Source organism: Methylomonas sp. 2BW1-5-20, assembly GCF_052474515.1.
This window is the reverse complement of sequence record NZ_CP184127.1, coordinates 3,658,991-3,681,903: the sequence shown is the minus strand read 5'-3', so window position 1 is coordinate 3,681,903 and position 22,913 is coordinate 3,658,991. Positions and strand designations below refer to the sequence as shown.

At 53.8% G+C, this 22,913-nt stretch carries 17 protein-coding genes; 13 read left to right on the top strand and 4 right to left on the bottom strand.

What is annotated here, in order from left to right:
- The first annotated feature begins 80 nt into the window (after nt 1-80).
- From ACH50O_RS17060 to trmB, 3 genes are all read left to right on the top strand, one after another.
- The gene (locus ACH50O_RS17060) at nt 81-281 is read left to right on the top strand and encodes a (2Fe-2S)-binding protein (protein WP_446808950.1); all 201 of its coding nucleotides are present in this window, start codon (nt 81-83) and stop codon (nt 279-281) included.
- Nucleotides 282-285: 4 nt separating this feature from the next.
- Nucleotides 286-606, top strand: coding sequence for a hypothetical protein (locus ACH50O_RS17055; RefSeq protein ID WP_446808949.1), 321 nt, complete (start codon nt 286-288; stop codon nt 604-606).
- Nucleotides 607-736: 130 nt separating this feature from the next.
- Nucleotides 737-1,426 (top strand): tRNA (guanosine(46)-N7)-methyltransferase TrmB, encoded by a 690-nt coding sequence (gene trmB, locus ACH50O_RS17050; protein ID WP_446808948.1) that lies wholly within the window; start codon nt 737-739, stop codon nt 1,424-1,426.
- Nucleotides 1,427-1,430: 4 nt separating this feature from the next.
- Here the strand turns inward: trmB and ACH50O_RS17045 are convergent, their stop codons facing one another.
- The 3 genes from ACH50O_RS17045 to ACH50O_RS17035 are packed head-to-tail and all read right to left on the bottom strand — an operon-like array spanning nt 1,431 to nt 4,110.
- Nucleotides 1,431-1,985, bottom strand: a complete 555-nt coding sequence (locus ACH50O_RS17045) for a DUF2058 domain-containing protein (RefSeq protein ID WP_446808947.1) — start codon at nt 1,983-1,985, stop codon at nt 1,431-1,433.
- Nucleotides 1,986-2,039: 54 nt separating this feature from the next.
- Nucleotides 2,040-3,260, bottom strand: coding sequence for a hypothetical protein (locus tag ACH50O_RS17040; protein WP_446808946.1), 1,221 nt, complete (start codon nt 3,258-3,260; stop codon nt 2,040-2,042).
- Nucleotides 3,261-3,264: 4 nt separating this feature from the next.
- Nucleotides 3,265-4,110: an outer membrane protein assembly factor BamD gene (locus ACH50O_RS17035; protein WP_446808945.1), complete on the bottom strand. Its 846-nt coding sequence runs from the start codon at nt 4,108-4,110 to the stop codon at nt 3,265-3,267.
- 83 nt (nt 4,111-4,193) lie between these two features.
- Here ACH50O_RS17035 and rluD point away from each other — a divergent pair, with 83 nt between their 5' ends.
- From rluD to ACH50O_RS17020, 3 genes are read left to right on the top strand one after another with little or no spacing between them, the layout of a single operon-like run.
- Nucleotides 4,194-5,144, top strand: coding sequence for a 23S rRNA pseudouridine(1911/1915/1917) synthase RluD (gene rluD, locus ACH50O_RS17030; protein ID WP_446808944.1), 951 nt, complete (start codon nt 4,194-4,196; stop codon nt 5,142-5,144).
- On the top strand, nt 5,125-5,850 hold the full coding sequence (gene pgeF, locus ACH50O_RS17025; protein WP_446808943.1) for a peptidoglycan editing factor PgeF: 726 nt from the start codon (nt 5,125-5,127) through the stop codon (nt 5,848-5,850). Before rluD ends, pgeF begins: the two co-directional genes overlap by 20 nt.
- A gap of 1 nt (nt 5,851) precedes the next feature.
- Nucleotides 5,852-6,733 carry a ZIP family metal transporter gene (locus ACH50O_RS17020; RefSeq protein ID WP_446808942.1) on the top strand — a complete coding sequence of 294 codons (882 nt, stop codon included), beginning with the start codon at nt 5,852-5,854 and terminating at the stop codon, nt 6,731-6,733.
- Between the two features lie 429 nt (nt 6,734-7,162).
- Here the strand turns inward: ACH50O_RS17020 and ACH50O_RS17015 are convergent, their stop codons facing one another.
- On the bottom strand, nt 7,163-8,629 hold the full coding sequence (locus ACH50O_RS17015; protein ID WP_446808941.1) for a PEP-CTERM sorting domain-containing protein: 1,467 nt from the start codon (nt 8,627-8,629) through the stop codon (nt 7,163-7,165).
- A 307-nt stretch (nt 8,630-8,936) separates the two neighbouring features.
- Here ACH50O_RS17015 and ACH50O_RS17010 point away from each other — a divergent pair, with 307 nt between their 5' ends.
- The 7 genes from ACH50O_RS17010 to ACH50O_RS16980 all read left to right on the top strand — a co-directional run bounded on the left by ACH50O_RS17010 (nt 8,937) and on the right by ACH50O_RS16980 (nt 22,826).
- Nucleotides 8,937-11,105 (top strand): zeta toxin family protein, encoded by a 2,169-nt coding sequence (locus ACH50O_RS17010; protein ID WP_446808940.1) that lies wholly within the window; start codon nt 8,937-8,939, stop codon nt 11,103-11,105.
- Nucleotides 11,106-11,221: 116 nt separating this feature from the next.
- Nucleotides 11,222-12,991 carry a DUF1175 family protein gene (locus ACH50O_RS17005; RefSeq protein WP_446808939.1) on the top strand — a complete coding sequence of 590 codons (1,770 nt, stop codon included), beginning with the start codon at nt 11,222-11,224 and terminating at the stop codon, nt 12,989-12,991.
- Nucleotides 12,961-14,640: a hypothetical protein gene (locus ACH50O_RS17000; RefSeq protein ID WP_446808938.1), complete on the top strand. Its 1,680-nt coding sequence runs from the start codon at nt 12,961-12,963 to the stop codon at nt 14,638-14,640. Before ACH50O_RS17005 ends, ACH50O_RS17000 begins: the two co-directional genes overlap by 31 nt.
- 637 nt (nt 14,641-15,277) lie before the next feature.
- A complete protein-coding gene (locus ACH50O_RS16995) occupies nt 15,278-15,817 on the top strand; it encodes a hypothetical protein (protein ID WP_446808937.1) in 540 nt (179 codons plus the stop codon).
- Nucleotides 15,810-16,370, top strand: a complete 561-nt coding sequence (locus ACH50O_RS16990) for a hypothetical protein (RefSeq protein WP_446808936.1) — start codon at nt 15,810-15,812, stop codon at nt 16,368-16,370. The genes ACH50O_RS16995 and ACH50O_RS16990 overlap by 8 nt, the downstream gene beginning before the upstream one ends.
- Before the next feature lie 943 nt (nt 16,371-17,313).
- A complete protein-coding gene (locus tag ACH50O_RS16985) occupies nt 17,314-17,559 on the top strand; it encodes an AbrB/MazE/SpoVT family DNA-binding domain-containing protein (RefSeq protein ID WP_446808935.1) in 246 nt (81 codons plus the stop codon).
- Between the two features lie 389 nt (nt 17,560-17,948).
- Nucleotides 17,949-22,826, top strand: coding sequence for an MG2 domain-containing protein (locus tag ACH50O_RS16980; protein ID WP_446808934.1), 4,878 nt, complete (start codon nt 17,949-17,951; stop codon nt 22,824-22,826).
- Nucleotides 22,827-22,913 lie beyond the last annotated feature (87 nt).

Below are 22,913 nucleotides of genomic sequence, written 5' to 3'. Positions count from 1 at the left end.
GATAAAATCCAGATGTAGGATGGGTTAGCCCGATAGGGCGTAACCCAACAAAGTGAAGCCAACATTCAGAATCTTTCCTTATGAATGCCATTAAGCCAGACATCGAAAACGACGTAATTTGCTATTGCAGCGGTACCACCGTTCAGCAAATCAAAGCCCTGTTAGTCGAGGGTGTCGTCGATCCGGAAAGAATTTCCCGCATCACCGGTGCGGCATCCGGCTGCGGTGGTTGCGAGTTCGAATTTCAGCAGCTCGTTTCCGAGCATAACCAAGAAGCCTAAAGCAATGGGCTGCTGCGACGATCCCACCGAACCGAAAAAACTCGACCGCCGCGACTTGATCCGCTTGCAGGAACAATACGGCGAACTGGTCCGCGACCTGTTTACCGAAGACCCGGAAAGAGTGATTCTCAAGCTGCTGAACGACTCCGGCAGCTATATGACGGAACTGGCGGCACTAAACGCCCACTACGGTTCGGTGCGGCTGCGAGCCATTGGTTTATTGGAAAAATCCAGTTCATCGGTGCTGCAACGAATTGTCGAGAAGGAGCTGGATTCGGCGTTCGGATTGGCGGCGAAGTCGAGGTTGGAGCAGTTTGATGCTTAAATGTTCCGACTAGGATAGGCTAACAAAGCCGACTCATCTATTACGAGTTCTGTTCTTCAAGATCGCAGCCATATAATAGATAACCTGACGTCACTAACCTATCCCTCCAGGCCTGTAATAAATTTTTTCCATGACCGAAGCAAAAAAAATCCACCCCTCCAAAATTCGCAGTTTTATCCGCCGCCAAGGTAGGGCTACTGCCGGACAGAAACAGGCGCTGGAAAGCCATTGGGATAAGTATTGCCTGTCGCCGCAAGCCAACTTTGATGCCGAGCAAGCCTTTGGTCGCCAAGCGCCCTTGATCGTCGAAATCGGCTTCGGCAACGGCGACAGTCTGGCGGCGATGGCGGCAGCCAATCCGGATTTGAATTATTTAGGGATAGAGGTGCACCGACCCGGCGTTGGGCATTTGATGATGTTGCTGGGGCAGCGCGGCATTAACAACGTAAGGATTTACCACCACGACGCGATCGAGATTCTGGAACAAAAAATCGCCGATCACAGCTTGGCCGGCGTGCATCTGTTTTTCCCCGATCCGTGGCAGAAGCGTCGCCACCACAAGCGCCGCATCGTCCGTCCCAGTTTCGTGGATCTGCTGAACAAGAAATTGATGGCCGGCGGCTATTTTCATGCCGCTACCGATTGGGAACATTACGCCAACGATATGCTGGGGATTTTGTCGGCTGGCAGCGGTTTGCAAAACAGCAGCCCCAGCAACGATTTTTGCGAACGGCCGATTTACCGGCCCTTAACCAAATTCGAAAACCGAGGCCTGGGTTTGGGGCACGGAGTTTGGGATTTGATTTTTCGCAAGGTCTAGCGCTTCACCACATCAAATCGTCCGGAATCTGAAACTTGGCATACGGATCGTCGGCGGCTGCCACATCCTGCGTCGCTTCGTTTAACACCACAATACTACCCGCGTCCCGCGCCTGCACTTTACGGGCGACCTCCGCCGGCACGATCTCGTAATGTCCGTTTACTTTGGCGATGCCCGCCCGGCCGTTGATTAAGGCCTCCCGTACTTTGTCTGCCACATATAGGGTTTTGACTTTGTTGTCGTCGGTGAAGTTGTAAGCCAAGCCGTTTGCGTCCTGAGGGATACGATTCATTTCGACGATCTGTTTGATTTGCGCGCCCAGGGCTTTTTGTTCCTCGGCCAGCTTGCGCTGCCGATTCAACTCGCGGTCGCGTTCCACCTGTTGCTGACGCAATTGCTCTGCACTGAGCTTGATCTCGTCGACGATTTCGACGCCATTATTGCGTTCCAGCTTGGTTTGCTTGCGTTTTTCGGCTTTGACTTGCTTGAGCTTGGCGTCGTTGCTCAGGCCGGATTTAAGCAGTTGTTCTTGCAGGGATAAGGTTTGCGGTTTTTTCATGGCAGGACAGCGGTTTATCGACGTTAAAATTCAGAGTCAGCATAGCATAAAGTGTTACTGGCCCAGCATCTTGCCGGTCGCGTACTGCCACCAGTTTAACGGCTTGGTCAACGGCACCGTGCAGCGGTCGTAGCCCTGGTATTCGATGCCGCGAAAAATGTCTTCGCGCAGCCACTGATAGGCGGCCGGCGCGCTTAGCAGCAAGCGTTCCGGGATCAGAATGTATTGCGCCACCAGTTCGGCCAGCTTTTCCTGGGTGGTGCCGTCGTAACGGCCCTCGTTGACCTCCCCCAAATACTCGAAAGCTTCGAACCATTTGGACGGCCACAGCGCCAGCTTGGCTTCGGCGATGATTTTCATGATCTCTTCGTCGTTGGAAATCTTGTGGTATTTGTAGAAAAAATACAGATCGTCCCGGCCGTTCCAGAAGTGAAAGTTGTCGATGGTGTGGGCGATTTCATGCACGACGATAGGCAAGCGGAAATCCACCAGATATTGCACGCCGATGTCGCGGTAAGTGCCGCCTTCCTTGCCTTTGTCAAAGGCCTTGACGGTAAATGCGATCAGATTCTGGCCGCTGAATACTTGGGCGACGGTCTGAGAACGAAAGCCTATGCCAGGCACCAGCGTCAATGGGTGGGTGCGATCCTGCCAGATACTATTTTTGTAGTCTTCCTGAAACGCATCGCGAATCAGTTCCTGCATCACCGTCGGCTTATCGGCAATTTCCTGTTCCAGATTATCGACCGGCTTGGCCCTGCTGATGCTTTGCCTTAAAAAAGCCGGAATCTTGCGGATGGCTTTTTCGAACAGGCGCAGGTGGTCGGCGCTGAAACGCCTCACTTCGTAGCGATAGTCTTCGCTGTGCTTGACCACGGTTTTGGTATCGTAAAACAAGGCCAAAGCCCGCCAAGCGGCCTCGCGGTCGTCCCAGTATTTTTCCAGTACGCAGAGTTCGCCGGCGATATTGTTGGCGCAGTCTTCGCGGTAGCCGGCCAAGTCATCCAGATGGTCCTGGTTCTGATGATCGGTCAACACCGCCACGGCTTGTTTCCGCAGGCCGGGGTGATTTGCTTCGTAAAAACGAATGATTTCGGCTAGAACGGCGGTAGGGGTAAATTGTTGCTGGCTGGTGGCGCAAACCAGTTCGGTGCCCTGTGATAGCGTGAAAAAGCGGTTTTGAAACAGCGGTGCAGGTTCCGCGGCAATTGCGGCAGCGGCATTGAGCAGCAGGCCGCATAGCCCGGCAAGCCGCAAAACGGTGAAACGGCTCAAGCGTTTATTTATCCAGGCCCATGGCGTCCCAAACTTTTTGGATGGCGCCTTCGTCCTTGTAATTGGCTTGCGGCGCGCCGGCCGGATAGTTCAGGGCATAAATCCGTTCGGCGTCGGCGGCCAATTCGTCCATGCCCAACTGCCGATAGCCGTCTTGCATGATTTGCAACGCAAACGGCACCGCCGGCGTGCGTTGGTATTCCTTTATGATGTGATTGGCCCGGTTTACAGCGGCGACGTAAGCCTTGCGGCGCATGTAATAATCGGCCACATGGACTTCGTACATCGCCATATTGTTGCGCAGCGCGATCATGCGCTGTTTGGCGTCGGTAACGTATTGGCTGTTGGGGTAGCGGCGGATCAATTCCTGGAAATTATCGTAGGAGTCTTTGGCCGGACCGGGGTCGCGCTGAGAAGAATCGGTGGGGAGGAAACGGTCGATAAAACCGATGCCGCGGTTGTAATTGATCAGGCCTTTTAAATAATAGGCATAATCGACGCTGGGGTTGCGCGGATGAATTTTGATAAAACGGTCGGCAGCCGCCAATCCCGCTTCCGGATCGTCGTTTTTATAATATGCGTATGCAACGTTCAATTGCGCTTGGGCGGCGTAATCGCCAAACGGATAGCGCGATTCCAAGGCTTCGTATAGGGTGACGGCTTTTTGGTAGTTTTTGTTATCCAGCGCTTCCTTGGCTTTTTCATGAAAGGTTTTATCGTCCCAGCCGGCGTATTCCTCTTCCTTATCGGAAGAACTGCTTTTGCTGGAGAAGACATCCAAGGTCTCGCAAGCAGGCAGTATCCAGATCAGACTGGCGATAAAAACGGTTTTTACTAAAACTAATCGCATACGTTTATCAACACGTTGTAATATTGCGGGTTTTTTGCAGCTTTTGGCGGCGTTCCGGCCGCGAGTATAACTTAAAAACGACTATGACGATATTAACGGCAAGGGTTCCAGAGGAACTGGCGGGTATGCGACTGGACCAGTGTCTGGCCGAAGTGTTCCCCGATTATTCGCGCAGCAAACTGCAAACCTGGATCAAGGCCGGGCGGGTGCTGGTGGACGGCGAAATCATGAAGGGCCGCGAGAAACTGGACGGCGGCGAGGAAATCGAGCTGGACGCGGAAGCCGAACGGGTCATCGAATATGCCCCTCAGGAAATCCCGCTAGACATTATCCACGAAGACGATGCCTTATTGATCGTTAACAAGCCGGCCGGTTTGGTGGTGCACCCGGCGGTGGGTAACTGGGACGGCACCTTGGTCAACGCGTTGCTAAATCACGCCCCCAGCCTGGATACCCTGCCGCGCGCCGGCATTGTGCACCGTATCGACAAGGATACCAGCGGCCTCTTGATGGTCGCCAAAACCTTGCAGGCTCATAACAGTTTGGTCGAGCAACTGCAGGAACGCAGCATCCATCGCGAATATCTGGCCTTGGTAAAAGGCTGGATGACCGCCGGCGGTACCGTCGACGAACCGATCGGCCGCCATCCGGTGGACCGCAAACGCAACGCCGTACGCCGTGACGGTAAGGAAGCGATCACCCATTATCGTCTCGAGCAACGCTTCAAACGCCACACCCTGATCCGGGTCAAGCTGGAAACCGGCCGCACCCATCAAATCAGGGTGCATATGTCGCACATCAATTATCCGTTGGTTGGGGATCAAGTTTACGGCGGCCGCTTCCAAATGCCGGCAGATTGCAATCCGGCACTGGCCGAAGCCCTGCGCAATTTCAAACGTCAGGCCCTGCATGCCGCTAAGCTGGGTTTGGAGCATCCGGAAACCGGCGAATACTGCGAATGGGAGCAAGCCATTCCCGAGGATATGAAAAATCTTTTAAAACTATTGGGTGAAAATGAATTGGATCAAGCCTGATTGGCCGCTGCCGGCGCATGTGCACGCCGCTGTAACCTTGCGTACCGGCGGCGTCAGCACCGGCGCTTACGCCAGTTTGAACCCGGCCGGCCACGTCAATGACGACCCGCAACACGTCAAAACCAACCGCTACATCATTAAGGACATGCTGCAACTGCCGTCCGAACCGGTCTGGTTGCAACAAGTGCACGGGGTGCGGGTAGTGAATGCCGATGAAACCAACAGTTTGGAAGAGGCCGACGCCAGTTTCGCCGATCAACCCGGCACGGTTTGCGCGGTATTGACCGCCGATTGCCTACCATTGCTGTTCTGCGGCGACGATGGCGAAGTGGTTGCCGCCGCCCATGCCGGTTGGCGCGGCTTGCAGGCCGGTATCATCGCCGAAACCTTGTATGCGATGAGCTGCCAGGAAGTACAAGTCTGGTTGGGGCCGGCGATTGGTCCGGAGAATTTCGAGGTCGGCGACGACGTGCGGGACGCTTTTGTCAGGGACAATCCGATTACCGCCGTGGCGTTTCGCGCCGGTCAGCCCGGCAAGTGGTTGGCCGATATTTATAGATTGGCGCGGATTAAGCTGGCGGAGTTGGGCGTCCAACAAGTCTACGGCGGCGACTTGTGTACTGTCGCCGATGCGCAACGTTTTTACTCGTACCGCCGCGACGGCGCTGCGACTGGCCGCATGGCCAGCCTGATCTGGAGAGACTGATTTGAGCGTATTGCTGTCGATTATCCTGTTTACCGCGCTGGGCGGCGTGCTCAGCGTGTTGGCCGCAGCGGTATTTTTGCTGCTGCCGGAACACAAACAAAAACACGTGTTGCCGCACGGCATCAGCTTTGCGATCGGCGCCTTGCTGACCGGCGCGTTTTGCGGCCTGATCCCGCATGCGTTCCAGGAAGTGCCGGTCGAAGACATGCCTACGCTGTCGGCCACCATCCTGGCCGGCATCCTGTTGTTTTTTGTATTGGAAAAACTGTTGGTCTGGCGGCACTGCCATTCCCACGCCTGCGAAGCCCACGGCGAAGAATCGCATAATGAACAACATCAGCACGCCCATGCACACGGCCATAGCCATTCAATCCAGCCGGCCGGTCATCGTCCCGCCGGCATGTTTATCATTCTTGGCGACAGCATCCACAACTTCGTCGATGGCGTATTGATCGGCGCGGCGTTTTTAACCGACGTGCAGTTGGGTATTGTCACCAGTTTGGCTGTGGCCGCGCATGAGATTCCGCAAGAAGTTGGCGACTTCGCCATTCTGCTGCATAGCGGTTACAAGCGCGGCGAAGCCTTGTTCTATAACATCCTCGCCAGTTTGAGTACGGTGGTTGGCGGGATATTGGCGTATTTCAGCCTCGGCGACCTCCACCATATCCTGCCGTATTTTTTAACCTTGGCGGCCTCCAGCTTTATCTATATCGCGGTTGCCGACTTGATCCCGTCACTGCACCAGAAGACAGACATCAAAACGTCGTTGCAGCAGATTGGTTTTATCCTGGCGGGGGTAGTGTTGATTTTGGTGATGCAGGGGGTCGCGCATCGGTTTGAAGGGCGTAGTGTTGAAATGATTGATCAATCGAATACGGTTTGAGCGTCGTCGGGTGGTGTTTAGTGTCCATGCGGTGAATTGCTTTTGATGTGTCGCTGGAGCGACGGGTGTTTAGAAGTCGGGTCTCGGCCCGACAGCCGAGATACTTTCTTTTGCACCGCCAAAAGAAAGTATCCAAAGAAAAGGCGGCCCGGATGCCGCTTAGCTCACGCGGCACATCCCTGTGCCTCGCCCTTCGGGTGCTGCGCATGCAAATCGGCAATCCTGCCGATTTACCCGTTCAAAAACTCCGGTGCTCGGCGCGGCATACGGGAGATACTCCGTCCCAAGTGTGCTGGAGTCGCTCCGGATAGCGAAGCGTATTCGGAGGAATGATGGATATTCCAAGCATCGCTTACTCCACTAGCAATAGCGATACGCCGAAAGATTTAATATGCGTCCGATTACGCTACCCTAATCGGCCCCAAGGCCCTAGAGCGCAGAACGTTTTCTAGATATTCCAAAGCCAACCAATGCCGACCCAAACAACCAAATTGCGCTTGGTAGCGGAACAGCCGTAACGGCAAATGGAGAAAGGCTATCTGTATAAACTGTAATGGTATGGTGGGTTGGATCGACTATGCCACCCAGATTTTCCCAGGTACCTTTGCTATCTTTCCAGTGGAATACTCTTAACAAAGATTCGTCTATATCGCTCAGCAGATTGTAGTCATAGCCGAAGGTCAATTTCAGCAAGCCTTGAAACTCGCCTTCAAAATCGACGTTGAAAAGCTGTAGTTTTCCTCCAAGTATTGGAAATGTTGGTGCGCCGATTTCGCCTTCGTTAACCAATGTCTGGATACTACTTGCGTCTTCCTGATGGTAGCTAATAAAAAACTGGCCATCACTGTGGGACCCCTGGAATTCGTAATCCAATCCGCCGATTTCGGTAGCTCCGCCGTTGCCGCTGCCGGAGTTATTGTTAGAATCCACTTGCCAGCCAGTCAAAAGGGTTAGCATTACAGTCAGAGACTTGGTTTCGCCTGGAGCGAGATTATTCAAGTCCCATCGTTCGGCGCCCGCCACCCAGCGATTTGCCGGCGCAAAATTGTCTTGATTATTAAGGTTGTTCGCCTCGATCGATAAATGGGTGCCGACGCTGGGTTTGCCGATAGCATGATCGTCGACACCCTCAATACCATAATGACCTATTTCGACGGCAGAAGGCGCCAATGTGCTGCTAAAGCCTATATAGTCACGCTGTCCACCGCTGCTGTTAGTGTCGACGCCATTCAGTGTAATGTCGTAACGATAGTCCGAATAAGCGCCGGCATAATTACGATTGTCGAAAACACCTGATTGGGATTCTAAGCCGTGCAATAGCTGGAAGAACTGTAAATTATTAATCGTGTCCGTCGTGGTGTTGGTAATGCTGTATGACTGGAGCAATACATAACGGTTTGATAACAATGATTGTCCACTGCCGCTGGATGCGGCACTGACGCCCATCGGCGTCCCGGTCACGGTATCCACCAGGCGGAAGGTCTGATCAATCTGTAGGTCGGAATTGGCAATCACGGATTTCGCTTCTATTGCTGAATTCAATCCGTCCGCACTATATGCTGTGATCGAAGTAGGTGTTTTTGTTGTAAAAGTCGAATTGGTTGTCCAATCAGGAAAACTGAAGTTTGGTTCCAACCAGTTTGGTGTCACAGTTGTGTTGCCTTTACTGTAGCCAATTGCCGCGCCCCACTCCCCGGAAAGGTATTCGCGTCCCACGAAGCCAGGGGTATGATCGAGCAAGTAATCAGAATAACCGGCATCCGTTAGCGAAATGTCCCAATTAGGATTGCTTAAAGTGGTCCAATTCCAGTCGGCATGGGCCGTCCCACCTAAACATACTGAGATTAAACTGGCTGCGAATAGTCTGTTTGGTATTTGCGTCAGGGAATGCACCATGGTTTTCTCCGGAAGAATAATTAGTCCTTATCAATTGTAAGGTTTAAGGTGATTATTATCAAATTTGTGAGGTATCTCTAGTTTTTACCTACTGAGATATAGCCAAAACACGACGGGACCCCCGGTCACTTCAGCGTCATTGTTTTCGTTGACTGTTGGCTCGATGGACGAAAACCAAGAATGGCTTTCGTGAACCGGCAATAAACCCAGTCGTTGTATCAACGACGCATAACCAATTCCCTCCTTCCCAATATCCAGTTAAGATCGCCCCATAAAACAATAACTATAAAAAATAAGAGGGTGGATCATGCAAAACCCCAGCCGGAACATTCCGGGTTATAAACCGCTAAAACGCCTGCGCACCGCGTTGGCCATCGCTCAAGGCGCGGGGTTGTTGTCTACTTTGCTGCAAGAGCTGGAAATCACCGTCTCCCACGACCAGACCAAGCGCGTCACTTACATGACTGGCTTGTACTCGCGCATTCATCGCGAGATGTTCAGCGATTGGAAGGAGCAGCCCACCGTCACTCACCGGCCCGGCACCATGCCGGATGCCGGCAAGCGCAAACAGTTTCGTGAGGCGATCGAGCGGCTGGTGCTGGATGGTGACAGCAATGCCGACAGCGCGATTTTCGATAATAACGGTTTTGTGATCCAGAGTGAGGACATCGCCGAGCGGCTGGCCAGCTTTTATCATTCCTTGCGGGTGATTCGGCCCTATGGTTACGGTAACCGTATGACCCTGGATTTTTTCATTTCCGCACTCGGCAACCTGCCGGCTTTCAAGGCTGTGTATGAACAAGGGATTGATTTTCGACGTTTAACCGCCGACGACGTTACAGTACTGCACGACCACAGCAGCCAACACCGGGCATTGAGCAGGGCGTTTGCTCATGCGCTGGATCCCAGACGGATTAAAAGCCTAAACAACCGGGCCAACCGCTACGGCAAATGGCCGGAGAACAAACGTTTTGTCCTGGGCATCCCGTTTCTGTCGCATATCACCGGTGACGGTGTGGAATGTCTAATCACCGTGACCGGCGGCCTGGTGCCGCTGAGCAGTATTACCGCCGAGCAACTGATTGCCGGCCAACATTTCGCCGACAATCCCTTAAGCGTGTCCGAGCATGTCATTGGCTACTTGCCGGGCACCGAAGATTTGCGCGCACCCGGCAAAAACGAGATCGACGCGATTCCCATCCGCGAAGACGGCGTTGCGCCCTTGTTTTGCTTGGACGTGAACATGCTGACCGGTTTGCGTTCCCCCAGCCAAGCCGAGTTGATCGATTTACTGAAACAATGCGCCGGCGAGCAGGCCAACTTGTTTTTATTAGGGGACAACCAAGCCCTAAAACAAAAAATGCTGATCGCTGCCCGCAGCGAAACCCGTTTGCGCCGTACCGTGGAAATTGCCTACGAGCGTTTAGGTAAGATCACTCGTATTTTATTGGCCGCCCGCGACGCGATTTTCGCCGGCAAAACCCCGGTCGATCAACCGCAGTTTTTGATGAGTATGGGCGGTGCCGGCGTCGGCAAAACCGCAATCGAGGAAATCGCCACCGCCCTCTGCGGCGACAATTTCGTCATTGCCTCCTTGGACGAATTTAGAAAACTTAGCGATTTGTACCGTCTGCTGACCGCCGCCAATCACCACAGCGACGACTACGTTTACGTCGAGCCTTTTGCGAACCGACTGCGCGACTTGGTAGCGCAGCATGCCCGCGAGCTGCGCATCAATATTTTGTACGACGGCACCGGCATCCCCTACTCTCCGCGTTATTCCAAAGCCATCAAGCATTTTAAGGCCGCCGGCTTTCGCACCCAAATTGCCGCCGTCGATGCGTTTTTGGTTAAGCCTATAGGCCGTGAACAAGAACTGTCGCGTTCCGGCGTCATCGGCAGCGTCAAATCGCGTTTTGCAGCCACCGGTCGGGCTTTGCCGTGGGTGGTCACCATCGATAAGCATATCCGCTCCCCTCAAGAATTTCTTAATGCCTTGGAGGATACCGCGCTGGCGAAAATCTCACTGTTCGCCAACGACGGCGAGCGCGACCGGCACTATTTGGTAGCGGAAAGTTTTTTGTGCAGCGATGCCGAATTGGAACAGTTACAACAACAGCAACTGGCTGGCGACTTGGTCGCACATTTACAGCAATTGATCCGTCTGCACCCGGATTCGGTATTGAAAAGCCTGGCCGGCAATTGCGACACCCAATTGACCGCGCTGATCGCCCGCAATCCGGACTTGAGCGAAGACAATGTCGGATATTTAATCTACAAAGGCAGCGAGGGCAATCGGGTATTGCTGATTTATCATCTGCGGCGTTTGATTGATTTTGTGGAAAAACGCCAGCTCAACCCTAACGCCTCCGGCGAAGACGGCTTGTTGCATAAACCGGTGGCGCTGGCGTTTCACATCGATCCACAAGCGAGAGATGCCTCGATTACCCGATTGCAGGGCAGCGTGGAGACGTAATACTTTGGTTCTTTACAATTAGGCTTTTCAGAAACCGTTCAGCAGATTTGCCGTTAGCCGATTTGCTTGCTACATTTCCAGCACTGATAAAATCCCATAGCCCGATGGAGGCCTCGATGCGGATACCTCATTTGTTCGATGCCCGCCGGCTGGGCCGCTTTGCCGCCACGCTGCTGGTTTTATCGACTCAAAGCTTCGCCGCGTCTAGCGACGATCCGGATATTCTGGCCCGGCGCGGTCAGCAACGGCCCATGGCCACAGGCCCCGCAGTAGCGCCAACCCTAACTTTAAGCAAGCCAGCCGGCGGTTGGACCAGCGGTCTGCAGATCACTGTGGCCGGCACCTGTTCCGACCCGACAGCCGATCCGATTGTGGTGAATATCAATGGCGTGCGCTATTACGTGCGCAACGCCAATGGCAGCTTCTCCCGCGCGTTTCCCGCCGCGAAGGGTAAAAATACCGTGATTACCGAATGCGCCAACAGCGCTGGTGTTGCCAAGGCTTCCACCACAGTCGATGCGGTAATTGCTTCGATTGGTTTAAAAGTGGTGCTCACCAGCGATAGCGACGGCGTGTATACCGATTTACATATCTATGAGCCGGACAGCAGCCATGTGTATTGGGCCGACACCAATTCCAACAGCGGCGGCATCTTCTTTTTAAATCAAAACGGCGACAACTTCGACCAACCCGGCTACGGGCCTTATTTATATGTGCATCCGGCGCCACCGCTTGGCGTGTTCCGCATCGACACCAATTACTGGCCGGGCGGCGCGGTGCAGCATACCTTGGCCAATCTGGATATTATTTTGGATGAAGGTTTACCCACGGAAAGCCGGCGCCGGGTGCAAAAACCCTTGGCCCGGCCCGGCGAAACCAAAACCCTGGCTTACGTCGTGATCCAAGGCAATCGCCAGCCCGCGAAAATCTATGTGCCTGGGCAGGATGCCGAGCGCGACATGCCGGTGGAAGTGCGGGAATACATCAAACACGAACCCAAGCGCGAAGGCGAGGCTGAGGACAGTTCGGAAGAATTGGGTTACCTGGAGCCGTCCGCATCAGGAAATAACGCAACTCCCTCTGCTGCAGAAGGACTTGCCGCACAAACTAAAACAGAACCCTCTCCCTCCGGGAGAGGGCAGGGTGAGGGTTTGCAAATAAAAGCCTTGCCTTATTTGATCCCCCTCACCCCAACCCTCTCCCTTGAGGAGAGGGAGTCGTCACAACAGCCCAAAGAGGGCGGTGGCGTGGGGCATGTAAACAGGCAAACCTACTTGCTACCGCAAGACGCCGATGCGTTGCGCCAAGTCGTCACCGACGTAGCCCTGCTGCAAGCCCGCAAACTCAGCCCGCTCTGGGAACCCAAACAACGCGACTGCGCCGGTCTGGTGAGATTTGCTTACCGCACCGCTTTAGAACCACGCGACGCCAGCCGCACCGCGAAACTCGGTGTGCCGCCTAAACTAAAATTGCCACCTTTATCCGAACAAGCCCGCAAAGCCATACCTGACTATCCGCAAATCTGGCAAACCGGCTTGCACAATGGTCAACCGCGCTATGGCCATTTCGCCGACGCAGAAACCCTGATCGGCTACAACTTTCGCTTGAAATCCCGCGACCTGGCAACAGCAAAAAGCGGCGATTTGCTGGTGTATCAAAAACCCTTAATTAATGACGAACCCTACCACCTGATGCTGTTCGCCGCCGGCCATCCGGAAAATTTGGCCGTCTACCACAACGGCGCACAAGGCGCAGACGCCCAAGTGCGCGTGGTCAGCGTCGCCGAATTATTGCAATCGCCCGATCCGGTGTGGGTCCCCCGCCCGGAAAATCCCTATTTCCTTGGAGTGTACGAATGGAACCGCTTAGCCCCGCAAAACGCCTGACCGTGATTGCCTCGGCGGCGGTGCTGACTGCCACCGCCGGCATCGTCGGCTATCAGGATTACTCCCGGCAACCTCTCAGCCGTTTGATGCGCGCCGGTCTGCCCTTGCTGGATTTGACCGTGAAATTGCGCGATTCGGCTAATAACGACGTGGATGCCGGCACCTCGCTGGTCGGCAGCAACGATGTTGTGCCGGCGGGCGACGATCATTGTCCCGCCTTGACCGGCGGCGATGTCGGCTCCGGTACCACGATGGACGCCACCGTAAAGCGCCCGGCCGATTGTCCGAAGCAGGCGACCTGGTATGTAAAAAAACATCCGGTGGCCTTTACCCTTAACTTTAATCAGGGCGAAGCGTTTTTAAACTGGTGGGATGCGCAGCCGCAAGTGCAAAGCTTGGTCGGCAATCGCTTCGTGCAAGGCCTGTTTTTCGGCTTGCTGCAAAGCCTGAAAGTGAAAGCCGAGCAACTCAACCTGGAAGGCCTGCAAGGCGAATTTCTGGCGCAGCTGCTGCGCGATGCCGTCGCCGCCAATGCCGAGCTGCATTACGACATGGCCCATGCCAGCCAGGGCTGGGTCATCAGCTACTCGCGTAGCGACAGCCAGTTTGCCGATCAAGCCATGCCGGCCTTGGCTGGCGTGTTGGCGACCAGCGGCTATCGTCTCAACAGACTGCCGGAACCGATCCTGGAAGCCCGTATCGGTTTGCAAAAACTGTTTTTCACCCAGTTCCGCGAACGGATTTATCTGGCGCAAAGCCTGGAAGCGTTATTGAACGTGATCGACAGCATCGCCCCGCAAAGCCGCCGCAGCGATGCGCCCTTAAGTTTGACGCTACGATCCGAAGCCTTTATCGATAATTTGCTGCCGGCGCTGACCGGCACACCGACCTATCCGCTGCAATGGGATTTTGCGTTAAAAGACGGCCAACTGGGCACGCTGAACCTGCCGGCGGCTGCCTGGCAAAACCAATTGCACGGACAATTGTTCGAAGGCGTTTTAGCCAGTATCCCGCATGATGCCTTTGCCGGCGTCGCCGCCAGCCTGGCGCTACCGCCCGATTTAACCTTAGAAGATTGGCAAACACTGGCGGCAAACGGCCCGTCTAGCAATCCTCCCAGCACCGAGCCGGCTGGCGTCGGCTTGGTTTGGGATTTCACCGCCGACAGTCCGACCGGCGCGATGGGCATCATCGTCGCCAATCCCCAGCAACCGCAAGCCAGTGCCGCTTACGCGCAATATTTGAAAACCCCGGACTTGGGCGCGGAATGCGCCGGCGGCAGTTTGTTCCTGGCTGCCAGCTCGGAAAGCTTGCTGACCCGGATGAAAGACGCTTGCAACAAACAATCTTTGAGTCCCCTGGATTGGCAACGCGGCATTGAAAAACAACGCTGGCAAGCCGCGCAATTGACTGCTTTCGTCAATCCCGGCGCGGCGGTGCGCGAACTGTTTTTGGCCGGCGGCGCAGGTAACGCGCAGGAAACCAATGAGTTTGCCCCGCGTTGGCAGCAAGACTATGAAGCCGCCAAGGCCGCGATGCGGCAGGAGGGGGATAAATTGTTTTATGGCTTGCCGATTTTGAGTTATGCGGGGCGGGTTGAGAATGCTTCTGCAGGGGCAAAGCTAGAAGGGAAGTTAGTATCCCAATAGAGTTGTTTCCGTAATATAGATCGTTAAGCTTCAGCCCAGTAAGGTTGTCGATAAATATTCAGGAAGAAAACTTTGAATGCCGGAAATAAGTCCGTATCAGGCCAAAACTTATCGGACGACTCTACTCGCAGCAAGGAGCGGCAAATAGCACGTAAAGGCGATTCCGTTGGGATGCCGATTTGGGCAAAACTGGGTTAAAAATAAAGTGAGGGTTGTACGGTCCAGGTGTGGAACTATGACCGAACGCTTTCGTGGCAAGTCTGATTGAAGGGGGATTATCGGCCCACAAGAGACAGTCGCTGTAATTTCACCAATGACTGCTCATTGGTTTGTAGCTGACATGATATAAGATGAGTATAGGCGATAGCCGAACCCCATCACGATAGCCGTAAATATAATAAACAAAGTTATGTTAAAAACTGCTATCAATATTTATGATGTATAGCAACATACATTGATGGGTTTCGGCTATCGCCTCTACCCATCCTGTGTGCTTGGCTCCGATGGTATAAGGAAGGAAAAATCATATGCCGGTCAAAATTGGCAAGACAACGTTTATTCACATGTAGGTATGCTGTTAACAGCTTGATAACATGTTATGCATACCTGAATAGTTACTAGATTAGAGTAGATACTGATGAGTAAAAAAGATTTTGAAGACTTATTGACAAAACATGAAATAAAATCTGAAGAAAAAGAGATTGACTGGCAATCAGAAAAAAGCGAGTGGCTTAAGTTTATAGGTCAGTTCTATGATTTGCTAGAGGAATGGTTATCCCCTTATCAAAAGCAGGGAAAGGTTTCGTATGCATATAAAGAACTTCAATTAACAGAAGATTACATCGGTACTTATACTGTAAAAGCAATGACGGTTGATTTTGCTGGACAAAAACTAACCTTTGAACCTATAGGTACGTTGTTAATTGGCACCAAAGGCAGAATTGACATGGAAGGTGTGAAGGGACGAGTTCAATTTATTCTGGCCGATAAAAACAGCAAAGGAATGAAGATTAGCGTGGCTATCTCTATTGATGGTGAAACGCCAAAAGGTAAAGAACCTCAAGAAATACCAGATTGGACTTGGAAAATAGTATTAAGAGAGTCCCGTAAAGTTTCGTTTGTAGATTTTAATGAAGAGAATTTCTTCAATGCCCTGATGGAAGTTGTAAATGGCTAGAAGGAAAAAGACTTCATTTACAAATAAGCATTCCACAATAGAAGATATTGAGAGGTACTACGTTGATAGTGAGGGCTCCTTAAATTCATATTATGACATTGATTTTGAATCAGGTGAAATATCCGCTAAGTTCATTGGATATTCTAAAGAGGAAGTATTTAATGAACTAAAGGAAAGAAAAGAAACGCTAGATAGAATGTGTTCCCTTGAATTGCTTGCAGCAATTGAAGCTAGAGTAAAGATTGATTACATTATTCGCGGCCAAGATAAACTAAGAGATGAATTTTCCAAGAAGATGAGGGTCATCTACGATAGTAAAGAAAATAGAGCGTCGCTGAAGGACGATATAATTGCTCTATGGCGCTCAGAACTACCTGAGCACAAAAAAAGGTTCGATAATTTAGCTCAAGCACTCGACTATAGAAATTGGTTGGCCCATGGCAGGTATTGGCAGCCGAAGAGAGCGCCCCATATACATAAATACGATTACCTATCAATATATTCTCTAGCCGAGGATGTTTTAGAAAATATAGCGCTACTGGAAAGTGCATAACCCGCGTAAGGCGGAACGCATCGCGGTTCCGCCGTATGGTGGCGTCTGATTGGCGGATCGCCTATCGGCATCCGCCCTACGGCCCTGGTTATGGCCGATAGTCGCGCAAGCCTGCTAACAATACATCGATCCATTGCATTCCGGTGTTGGTGGTATGCGGGGCCTGATTTTCTTGATGGGGATAGGGTTTTCCCCCTAGTTCGCACGCCTTGAAGCCTCGCGTTAATCGCATCGTGCTATTCGCGACTGCTTCGTTTCCTTGGGCTCAAACTCAATCGAGTTGCGCGCGAGGCATTTTGCCTCGCGGGCGAATCAATTTGCCTCGCCCGCAAGGCTTTTAGGTTTATCTGCGCGGCTTGGCAGGCTTGCGCGCAAACTAAAAAGTCTTGCGACGATAGCAAAAGACTTCGCGCGCGAGCTTAAACGTGTTGCGCGCAAGGCTTTTAGGTTTATCTGCGCGGCTTGGCAGGCTTGCGCACAAGCTAAAAAGTCTTGCGACGATAGCAAAAGACCTCGTGCGCGAGCTTAAACGCTTAAACGCTTAATGAGCTTTTGGTCGGACTCCGTGCACCATTGGCAGACACAGCCGGATGGAGCTGCCCGCTGGTTCCGCTCCCACACACCCATGCCGTGAAGTTAAGCCGTTCGTGGTCGACCGCATGGATGCAGACGTTGTGTACGCAGGAGAGTTGCCGAGAATCTGTCGAACCATGGTCGGCGTAAGCATTCACCCTTCGACACGTTCAGCAGCCTTAGGGCATCAAGGCGAATGGTTAAGCCTTAACTTAATGGTGTTGCCGGGAGGGCTAGAGTGAGCGAATCAATACACCGAAATTCGACGTGTATTAAAAGACATCGAACAGTAATGATCATTTTGGCGTTTGCGCTTTATGGCTGAAAACGCGAAAATCCATTTAATTCCATTTTTTCGAGAATAGCCGACATGCCAAGCTTATCCAGTCACGGCGACGTCAATATTCCGGACACCCTTATTCATGCTCTGGGACTAAAGCCCGGTGTTGAGTTGATCTTTGAGCGCCAAGGCGACGCCATTGTCATGCGACCAGTGAAAACCGCCACGCTTTCTTGGATTGAAGACGGCCCCAAAATCCTTGGCCATTCCGGGTCTACGGTCAGTCTGGAGGAAATGGAGGACGCTATAGCCAAAGGTGCGGTGCAGTCGTTGTGATGGCGGTTTTTGCACATTGGCAAGGGTTGCCGAATGTCATCATTGAAGATGCCGCCGCGTTACGAACGGCGATTACCTGGTGCCGGGCCGGGCTTGAATTTGCAGATGCGTGACATTTGGCGGCATCAACACAGTGCCATGCGTTTGTGACATTTGATGATCTTAAATTTGCCCGTCGCGCCCAACGGCTTAATTTGTTGCCCCTTTGCGAAATACCTAAATAGCGCGGCAAGCTGCGGTGTAGTGTATTCGTCCGGTCAGAACTGAGACGGGTATTCATTTTCGCCGATAAGCGGCTATTCTACAGCGAGCGACGAGCGCGATGAGCGTCTCGGGTGGTAAGCAAAAGAATCCAATACGTTAAAAGTCATTAGCCGGGAGACGGGCACATGCACAATTTTATGAAGGCACTCGCGCGCAAATCTTTGGCGGCGCACGCTCTTGGCTGCTTACTATTAATCACGCCATTTTGTGTCCTCGCCGGCAGCCCGTTTTACCTCACCGCCGAACGCAGCTTCACCAACACCGAAGCCCCCAACATCCGCCTGGATTACACCCTCACCGACCAGCCCATGCTGATCCGGGTGCTGAAAGCCAATAACCTGGAAACCTTTCTGGATGGCCAGTTCAACGTCAGCCGCAGTTACGAGCAGCCGGTCAGCGAGCTCAATCCCGGCCATTATTTCGCCAAAGGCCTGAACAATGCGCAATCGCCGTTAAAGTTGTTGCGCGGCATGCTGGATGTCGAGTTTCGCAAATCCTTAAAAGAAACCAACTTCAGCGGTTCGGTGCTGACCGTCACCGAAAAACCGTTGGTGTCGGTGCCGCAGCAGGTTTTAGTCGCGGCGCCGAAAGGGTTTACGGTGGTGAAAGAGAGTTATCTGGATTTGCTGCGCAACGGCCAACAAACCCACGACTTGGGCTGGTGGTTTAACGAAGATACCTGGAGCGAGCAGCGCTACAAGGTCCGCCAAGTCGCGCTCGACCCATTGCCGGACGGGATTTATTTGCTGCAAGCGGTGCAAGGCAAGAACGAGGCGCAATGTCTGATTCAGGTCAGCAGTCTGGCGGTGCAGGTCAAGCAATCCAGCGAGCAGTTGCTGGTGCGGGCGATGAACCGCGATTTACAGCCCCTGGCCGGTGCCAAAGTCAGTTACCGCGATGGCCGTGGCCACTGGCAAACCTTGCCGGCCAGCACCAACGCTGCCGGCGAACTGAGCTTTAACAATCCGGATGGCGTGTTGGACGGTAAGTTACTGGTGCGCGTGGACGCGTCGGCAGCTAAACCCGGCGAAGCGGCGCGTACCGCATTGACCGCTACCGATTTTCTGCCGACTCAAGCCAAGGACGACGCGGTATTCGTGATGACCGACCGGCCAATCTTCAAACCGGGCGAGACTTTTTTCTACAAAGGCATCGTCCGAAATTTGCAGGACGGCCAGTTGCGGATTCCGGCTTTTCAATCCAAACAAACCGACGTATCGTTGATTCGCGCGGACGGCAACGCTACCGGCTTGCAAGGCCAGACCCAGCTTACCGATTTTGGCTCGTTTTCCGGCAGCTTCGATCTCGATCCCAGCCAGACGCCGGGCTTGTATCGCTTACTGGCCGAGATAGACCACAAAGCCTACGGCGGCGAATTTCGGGTGCGCGATTACATCAAACCGACGTTTTACCTGGAATGGCTGGATCGCAGCCAGGTGGTGCAAGCAGGTCAACCGTTTAAGTTAAAATTCCGCGCCAAACGCTACAGCGGCGGCGTGCCGCAGAACGTCAAATTCGAAGTATTTCTGTACCGGAAAAAATTCGAAGCGCCGCAATTTGTCACCGAAGCCGGCGCGGGTTTAACCGCCGGCAACGACTATTTCGGCCAGGTTAAATCCGCCGCGCCATTGACCCAACCGCAACGACTGTACAGCTCGATCGAAGAACGCCAAGCTGTCGATGCCAGCAACCCTTGGGAAACCGCGGCCAAGCTGGATGAAAGCGGCGACGGCAGTTTCGAGTTCACCGTGCCGGCCTCGGATAAAGAAACGCCCGATCAGGAATGGATTTATTCCTTAATGGTGCGCGCCCAGGATGCGGCCGGCGGCAATGCGATTTTGACCGACAGCATTTACGCCACCTTGTCCGAAGCGCAACCGGCAGTGCGTTTTAACAAAACCGTGGCGGCGGTTGGCGATCAGGATTTGCAATTGCTGTTGCAATCCAGTTATGCCGATGGCAAACCAGCCGCCAAAGCCGGCGGCGTGGTTGATGTGATGCTGGAGCAACCCGGCAGCGACAAGCGCAGTCTGGTGAAACTGGATTTTGCGACCGACGAGCGCGGCCAGCAAAAATTGACCATTCCGGCTTTAAAAGAATTTGGCCGGCTCACCGCCGTGGCCCGCTTAGAAAGCCTGGATGGCCGGAACTTGAACCATCCGGCCAGCTCCCAACCCAGCACCTTAATCGTCGCCGGCAGCGGCGGCGAAGCGGTGGCTGATAATCCGGAACTGGAACTGTACACGCCCACCACCATCCTCAGCCCCGGCGAACAAGCCAAGGTATTTGCCTTATTGCCCAAGGCTTGGGGCAATAACGAAAGCGGCGCTATCTGGGAAACCGTGGCCGGCGCGCGTTTGTTTGATAGCCGCAGCGCGTCAGCTCAAGGCCGCAGCCGCTGGTTTGAAGTGACCGCCAAGCCCGAATACGGCACCGGTTTTTACCATACCGTGACCGTGCCGGTGGCCGGCGGCAAGTACAAGGAACAAACGCTGGGCTTTAGAATCGTGCCTTGGGAAAAGCGGTTGCAGATTGCCATCGAGCCGGAAAAAGCCGAAACCGAGCCGCTGAAACCCACCAAGATCAAGCTGCAAGTAAAACGTGCGGACGGCAGCCCGGCAGCGAACACCGAAATCGCGGTGTCCATCGTCGACCGCGCCGTGTATGCGGTGCAAGCCGAATTCCGACCGGGCATTTTCGACTTTTTCTATCCGCTGCAACGCAGCAATTTAGCGACTTTCTATTCAGACGATCTGCAAGGCTACGGTTACGCCGACTTGCTGCGCAAACCCAATTTCTCGCTCAGCGCCTTGAAGAGCCAAAGCAAGTTGGCGAAAAAAGCCATGCGCGATACCGCCGGTTGGTTTCCGCATGTTGTCACCGACGCCAAAGGCACTGCCACTATCGACGTAGACATGCCGGCGAATGTCACCGAATGGCTGGTCACGGCAGTAGCCAGCGACAAAGATGGCCGCATCGGCGAAACCACCGGCCAGTTCCGCAGCGTCACCGACGTGGCGGTGGATATGGTCGGCCCGCAATTTTTAAGGCAGGGCGACGAGGTGGACGTGGCAGTCAAACTGACTAATCACTTGGCCCAGCCGGTAAAACTGGCCGGCAGCATCAGTTTGCCTGACGTTTTGCCTTTGCAAAGCGGCGAAACCGCACCGCAAGCTGAACTGGCAGCCAAAGCCGAGCAATTATGGCCGTTACGTTTAAGCGCCAACGACCGGCAAGGTGCACCGGCATTGAAGGTGGCGTTGACTGCGCCGGCTGGTGTGCGAGTCGGTGGTGCCGAGGAATTTGAGATTCCGTTAAAAGCCGCCGCTCTGCCACAGGTTTACAGCAGTAGTCAGCAGGACAATCTGCTACGTATCGATTTGCCTGCACAATCTCAGCCTCGGCAAGTAACGGTACGGGTCAATTCCGGCCTGCTGGGCGCCGCCCTGCAAGCGGCGTCCATGCTGGTGCAATATCCTTACGGTTGCACCGAACAACTGGCGCACAGCACCGTGCCGAATCTGGTGTTACTGGATTTGATCGAGCGCGCCGGTCTGAAGCCCGAGCAATTAGGGCCGTTGGAAAAGACTTTGCAACGCGCCAAGCAAAACGCTGCCTTGGGAGTACGAAAGCTGATTCAAAACCAAAAATCGGATGGCGGCTTTGCCCTATGGCCCAGCGACAGCGAAGCCACCGTGCCGGTGACTTTGATTGCGCTGCAGACCCTGAAATACGCCAACGACCTGCAAGTGGAAGGCGTGAATAACGCCTACTTCAAAGCCATGGATTGGCTGAACAATCACGCCGAAAGCAATACGGTAGCGGATGGTTTTGTGTTGAGCGGCTTTGCGACGGTCGGTTATGCCTATAACGCACCGTGGCAACAGCAGGCCGATTTTGTCGAAAAAGTGCTTGCCAATTCTAAGGCTGGCGCGGGCGAATTGGTCGCCGCGCTGCGTATCGTCAAGGCTTACGAAAATCAAAACTGGCACAGCTTCAATCAGCAGTTTAAAGACCGGCCGCAGCTGAAAAACGATCTGATCAAACGCTTGCAACTGGCGCTAGATGTTTTTGATCCAGCCAATTATCAGCAGCAACGCGGCGAGCTGTATAACAGCTTGGGCTTTGGCTTTGGTACGCCCAGCTTGATCTCCGCTGGCCTGGGCGCGTTAAACGATGCCCAGGCCTTGCCGCCGGCGCTCGAAACCAAGCTGAAACGCTTGCTATTGCAAATCCAGCAAAACGGCTACTGGCAATCGACTTACGATACCGCGCAAGTAATCTTCAACAGCCGCGAATTGTTAACTAAGGAAGCGGCGGCAGCGGCCAAGCAGAGCGCCCGCAGCATTTTGGTCAGCAGCAAGGACGGCTTTGCTTTCGGTACGTTGCAACGCATCCCCGGCGGCTATCTGGGCAACTTCAACCGCTTTGGCGATAGCCCGGACCTAAGTGAGCTTCATCTCGCCGAGCTGAATGCCGACGAAATCGCCAACGCCACCGTCAGTGTCGAAGTGCCCTATCCAGCCGTCGCTGCCCGCGCCGTCGGTCTGGAGGTGCAACGCAACTTCCGCCGCATTACCGCCAAGGGCAGCGAATTGATTGACATGAGCCAGACCTTGAAACCCGGCGATGTGGTGGTCAGCGAAGTGCGCGTCAAACGCAGCGCCGACGCTGGCCTGCCGGCACCCGGCAGCGAGTTTGTGGTGATCGAAGACGGCATCCCCAGCTTAGCGGAAGGCCAGGAAAACGATGAAACCTATCTGGCAGACGCCAAAATCCAGCCCAAAGACGACAGTTACTGGGCCAACATCAAGGAAACCCAACGCTACCCGGACCGCATCGTCCGCGTCGCCAAACTACAAGCCGGTGGCGAGTTGACGGTGTATCAAGTTTGGCGCGTCGCCAGGGCCGGCAGTGCCGCGATTCCGCCGGCTAGCGGGTTTGATATGTATAACGAGGCGGTGCAGGGGAATAGTTTGGCGGGGCGGGTGAGCGTCAGGTAGGGCGGATGCAGTTAGTTGGGGGCGATCCGCCAATTTACTAACATTATTCGGTAGACTCTCTAGCGCGCTCCACCATACGAAAGTAAA

Bases quoted from the DNA above. Each gene is read 5' to 3' on its own strand.
- ACH50O_RS17060 (WP_446808950.1), top strand. From the start codon at position 81: ATGAATGCCATTAAGCCAGACATCGAAAACGACGTAATTTGCTATTGC.
- ACH50O_RS17055 (WP_446808949.1), top strand. From the start codon at position 286: ATGGGCTGCTGCGACGATCCCACCGAACCGAAAAAACTCGACCGCCGC.
- trmB (WP_446808948.1), top strand. From the start codon at position 737: ATGACCGAAGCAAAAAAAATCCACCCCTCCAAAATTCGCAGTTTTATC.
- ACH50O_RS17045 (WP_446808947.1), bottom strand. From the start codon at position 1,985: ATGAAAAAACCGCAAACCTTATCCCTGCAAGAACAACTGCTTAAATCC.
- ACH50O_RS17035 (WP_446808945.1), bottom strand. From the start codon at position 4,110: ATGCGATTAGTTTTAGTAAAAACCGTTTTTATCGCCAGTCTGATCTGG.
- rluD (WP_446808944.1), top strand. From the start codon at position 4,194: ATGACGATATTAACGGCAAGGGTTCCAGAGGAACTGGCGGGTATGCGA.
- pgeF (WP_446808943.1), top strand. From the start codon at position 5,125: ATGAATTGGATCAAGCCTGATTGGCCGCTGCCGGCGCATGTGCACGCC.
- ACH50O_RS17015 (WP_446808941.1), bottom strand. From the start codon at position 8,629: ATGGTGCATTCCCTGACGCAAATACCAAACAGACTATTCGCAGCCAGT.
- ACH50O_RS17010 (WP_446808940.1), top strand. From the start codon at position 8,937: ATGCAAAACCCCAGCCGGAACATTCCGGGTTATAAACCGCTAAAACGC.
- ACH50O_RS17005 (WP_446808939.1), top strand. From the start codon at position 11,222: ATGCGGATACCTCATTTGTTCGATGCCCGCCGGCTGGGCCGCTTTGCC.
- ACH50O_RS17000 (WP_446808938.1), top strand. From the start codon at position 12,961: ATGGAACCGCTTAGCCCCGCAAAACGCCTGACCGTGATTGCCTCGGCG.
- ACH50O_RS16995 (WP_446808937.1), top strand. From the start codon at position 15,278: ATGAGTAAAAAAGATTTTGAAGACTTATTGACAAAACATGAAATAAAA.
- ACH50O_RS16990 (WP_446808936.1), top strand. From the start codon at position 15,810: ATGGCTAGAAGGAAAAAGACTTCATTTACAAATAAGCATTCCACAATA.
- ACH50O_RS16985 (WP_446808935.1), top strand. From the start codon at position 17,314: ATGCCAAGCTTATCCAGTCACGGCGACGTCAATATTCCGGACACCCTT.
- ACH50O_RS16980 (WP_446808934.1), top strand. From the start codon at position 17,949: ATGCACAATTTTATGAAGGCACTCGCGCGCAAATCTTTGGCGGCGCAC.